The 4,044-nt window shown below is 34.2% G+C and carries 4 protein-coding genes; 3 read left to right on the top strand and 1 reads right to left on the bottom strand.

The window, feature by feature from the left end; all coding sequences use genetic code 11:
* Positions 1-427: 427 nt before the first annotated feature.
* Positions 428-877 carry a hypothetical protein gene (locus AOQ29_RS02225; RefSeq protein WP_061992921.1) on the bottom strand — a complete coding sequence of 150 codons (450 nt, stop codon included), beginning with the start codon at positions 875-877 and terminating at the stop codon, positions 428-430.
* A 273-nt stretch (positions 878-1,150) separates the two neighbouring features.
* On the opposite strand from AOQ29_RS02225, the gene AOQ29_RS02220 reads away from it, so the two are divergent.
* The 3 genes from AOQ29_RS02220 (at position 1,151) to AOQ29_RS07655 (ending at position 3,608) form a co-directional block, all read left to right on the top strand.
* A complete protein-coding gene (locus AOQ29_RS02220; protein WP_061992920.1) occupies positions 1,151-1,480 on the top strand; it encodes a hypothetical protein in 330 nt (109 codons plus the stop codon).
* Positions 1,481-2,402: 922 nt separating this feature from the next.
* Positions 2,403-3,434, top strand: a complete 1,032-nt coding sequence (locus tag AOQ29_RS02215) for a glycosyltransferase family 2 protein (RefSeq protein WP_061992919.1) — start codon at positions 2,403-2,405, stop codon at positions 3,432-3,434.
* A gap of 18 nt (positions 3,435-3,452) precedes the next feature.
* Positions 3,453-3,608 carry a hypothetical protein gene (locus tag AOQ29_RS07655; protein ID WP_158530737.1) on the top strand — a complete coding sequence of 52 codons (156 nt, stop codon included), beginning with the start codon at positions 3,453-3,455 and terminating at the stop codon, positions 3,606-3,608.
* Positions 3,609-4,044: the final 436 nt, after the last annotated feature.

Here is a 4,044-nt window from a genome sequence, read left to right as displayed (position 1 = left end):
CCCGCCTCATAGACGTTACAAGCCTTTTTTTATTGGTCGCTTATGGTCATGATACGGCTTATCTTATTCAATTGAGCGGGGAAGCCTACCCCGGTTTAACAAAAGAGCTGGTTAGGTTGTGACGAGTCTCCACGATCTAGCCGAACGGGTGGCAATGCACTGAGCCACCAACTCAATAAGGGAAAATAAAAACATGTGTGGGTGGACGTGCTAAAGGAAGACAATCAATAACTCAGGACAGCACTGTGAGTTGCAAAAGATTGTTGCTAGGTTGAAACGCTTAGCAGTCAGGGACTCTCAAGCGAATGGCGAAAGCTATACCATTGGATAAGACTGTTTTTCCGTTTCTTCAAAGTGAGAACGGGGAAAGTCTGTCTTCACTCGGCTCTACTGCCCATTGTGCCGGCAGTGGTAGCAATGTCAACAATTATTGCTCATTATCTGTATCTGATTGACTACTAAATAACTTTTGCCAAAAACTTTGTTTAGGTTTTTCATTTGTAGTAATTTGTAGTGTTTCTAATTGTTTTTGCAATTGCAGTTGCAAGCGTTGTTGTTGATCTAAGCTCTGTAATAGTTGCTCAATTTGTTTGTCTTTAGTTTCTAACTGCTTTTTCAGTGTCTCAAGTGTTGTTAAGTTAAGTTGTTGGTTAACATGTTGGTTAACATGTTGGTTAACATGCTTTTGCTTAACATTTCTTGTTTTCTTAACTGAGCCAATAAGTTCACTTAGTTCACTCTCTGAAAAAGATAACCGACCAGCCCAGCCCTTGGCCTTTAGCTTATTACTGGCAGTTTGTCGGCTTGTCCCTATGGCCTTACCAAGCTCAGAAAGGTTACTGAATGTTGTTAAATTGTTGTTAACTTGTTTTGTCATGTTAACTGTTAACTTAACTCAATTGCTTAACATTGGCAATATCAAAACGTATAATTAAAGCAGGGACAGGCTTGGTGAATTGTTACCAAAAACCTCCTAAAACTTACGTTTTTTATTACATGAGAGCTTAACAAAACTTAACATTTTTTCTTGTTAGCAAGTAACTAAAAACCTGACAAAACCTGTCATTAAAACTTGTTAAAACATGTCATTTAATTGCCTGTGTTTGATTTTCCAACATAGGTGAAAACGTCCATTTGAAAGGGGTTAGCAGTGACACCGACTAGAATATTAGAACATTACTTTAAGGGTAAGGCACAAGCTATGCTCGATTATTCAAAGAGTCATAAAGACCAAATAGAAACGTATGGCCGTGAAAATTATGATTTTTGGGTTGAGGTAGTCACTAAGCTAGACAATTACACCAGCACTCTGAGCAGTGAACTCATTGCAATGGAGCGAGATCACTACCATAACAAAACGCCCTTTGGATTGAGTTATAACATTGTTGCCCCGACTTTTGAGATAACTAAGGTGAATAGAGAATTGAAAGCGTTGGCCAAGTCGATTGAACAGACTGAAAGAATACAGGCCACCAGATAGCAATATAAGAGCCGTGACGGCTTTTTTTATTTAACTGGATAAGTTTGGTCACATAATTAATTGAAAACACTCCCCCCCATAAGTGCCAAATAGAGAGCGCTCACATATCGTCACTTTGAGAAAAAACAGAATTTTGAAAACTTTTGACCCGGGGGGCAAGTGCCAACCATCCCCAGAACTTGGTTTAATTATTTTTAATTTAGTCGATTTTTAAACCCGTGTTTTTGTCCATAAAGTCAATACAAAGTAATACCAAAAGGACGCAAGAAAAAGCCGAGAAACGGCTTTAAATAGCAGATAATAGACAATGCAACCCTTGCAACTTTTTTGCACCCTTTTTCCGAATGGTTGCAACTAAAAAAACACTTGATTGATTCTAACTATCCCTTATACTTGTTACTAACATAACTTAATTTTTGGGGGAAGAATAATGACCAACACTGCCGAGGCAATTACCTTGACATTATCCTAACAACTAATACGGAACAGGCGTGTATCCGTCAAGAGGGCTGAAAGGTCGTCTAAACCACGTCCAAAGCAATCAAAGCGAGATTGTGGGGAATGAACAATTCGATTATGGGTAGGATCGCCCGCAAGTGATTGGCAAAGAAGTGGCATATAGAATTAGCATACTATATGGTTTAAATCGCTTTATATGCGATTTAAGCGGTGTCTGACGTGTTCTAACCTTATTGACTTATAAAAGTAAGGTTTTCTATTGGGCAGACGATAGAAGTTAAAATAGAGCGATATACGTGGTTGATACAAGCGATATGATTCTGAATTATACCTTGAACAATTTTTAAAAGTCCTAAATTATCTAGGGCTTCCTCTGCTCAAATCTAACTGATTGCCCTTGTTTTCTGCTATTGTGTTTTGCTTTATGAAGATTATACTAAAACTATATAATTTGGAGATGATTATGGTAAAAAGTTATGTAACGGCTATTATACCTGCTCATAATGAGGCATTAGTGATTAAAGATTGTATTACTTCTTTAATCACTAATGGTTGTGATGAAATTGTTGTTGCGAATGATAATAGTTCTGATGAGACATATAATATATGTCTTGAATTAAATGTAACTGTTTTTAACACAGTTAATAATACAGCTCGTAAAGCTGGAGCTATTAATCAGGCGCTAAAAAAATATTTGAATAAAAGTATTGATATCGATAATCATTATATTTTAATTGTTGATGCGGATACTGTAATTTCTCAACAATGGCTTATTAAATCTAGAGATTTAATTGATTCTAATGATTTTGACGCTGTAGGATCTATATTTCATGCTGATAATAATGTGGGATATTTGCGGTACATGCAATATTTAGAATGGGAAAGATATTCTTCTCAAATATCAGGGTTACAAAAAGTATTTGTCCTCACTGGAACAGCTTCTTTGATTCGTTTGAGTAAACTACATGATGTTCATAAAAAAAATGGTTTTTTTTATGATGAACATTGTATTACAGAAGATTTCGCTATGACAATTGACCTTAAAGAAGTAGGTACTAGAATGATTTCTCCTGTTTCAGTTAATTGTAAAACTGAAACGATGCCTTCTGTTAAATTATTATTTTTGCAAAGAAGACGATGGTATTTGGGTGCTATGCAACAAGTATTTAGTCGTAAATTAACTAAAGTAACATTATTTTATTTATTCCAACAAATTATGTTATGTGTTTCTGTGATATCGTTTGGCTTAGTATTGTTTGCTGATACATATTTATTAGTCGAAAATCAAATGAAAATGAATCTATTTTGGTTATTTATTTTGTTATTATTTGTTTTTGAAAGAGTTTATACTGTTTGGAGTTTGGGATGGAAAGCACGAGTTATAGCATTATTTTTATTACCTGAGTTAATTTACACATATATTTTACAAATATCTTATGTAGCAGCTATATTACAATTTTTATCACGTTCCAAAGGGACATGGAATCATATTTAGTATAAAAGGAGAAATACTATGTATACACCTAGTGTTAATAAAGCCGGAATCTTGACAGGGGCTGTAGGATTCACAATAAAGTCGTTAGCTGTTGTGGTTGTTGCTTTTGCATTTATAGGAATTGGAAATATAATTATTCGTAAAATAAAATCAAAAAATAATTTGTGGAAATAACTACCACAATTGTGTTTTCAAAAAATAATTAACATAATGTCTGTTATTAAAAGTAAAAAAAAGAACCCTGATAATATCAAGGTCAAAAAAAGTTTTATTAAATTTGAGATTGTGATAATTCCCAAAATAAATTGGTATAGCTTTGGCAAGTCCATTACTACAGCTTTTTGACATTGTGAATTTTTACAATGAAACTCAATTATGAGAGCCGTTTTTGCTGAAAAGCACCCTAAATACTTTTTTGAGTATGGTAGAATGATTTTATTAATAAAAAAAGAGTGAAACCCATATCTTGGCGGATCGTTTTCACTCACAAATAATTGTTGTCAATTACTACAACTCAATAATACCACGGTTATACAAAAGTGGTCAAATGAGTTATATAAAATTGAAAATGATTAAGCACAGTTAAGGCTGTAGCGTTGTGAGTGATTAA

The organism is Fructobacillus ficulneus (genome assembly GCF_001047075.2).
Taxonomy (GTDB): domain Bacteria; phylum Bacillota; class Bacilli; order Lactobacillales; family Lactobacillaceae; genus Fructobacillus; species Fructobacillus ficulneus.
Note: the sequence above shows the minus strand (reverse complement) of the source record. Positions and strands in the feature narration are given on the sequence as shown.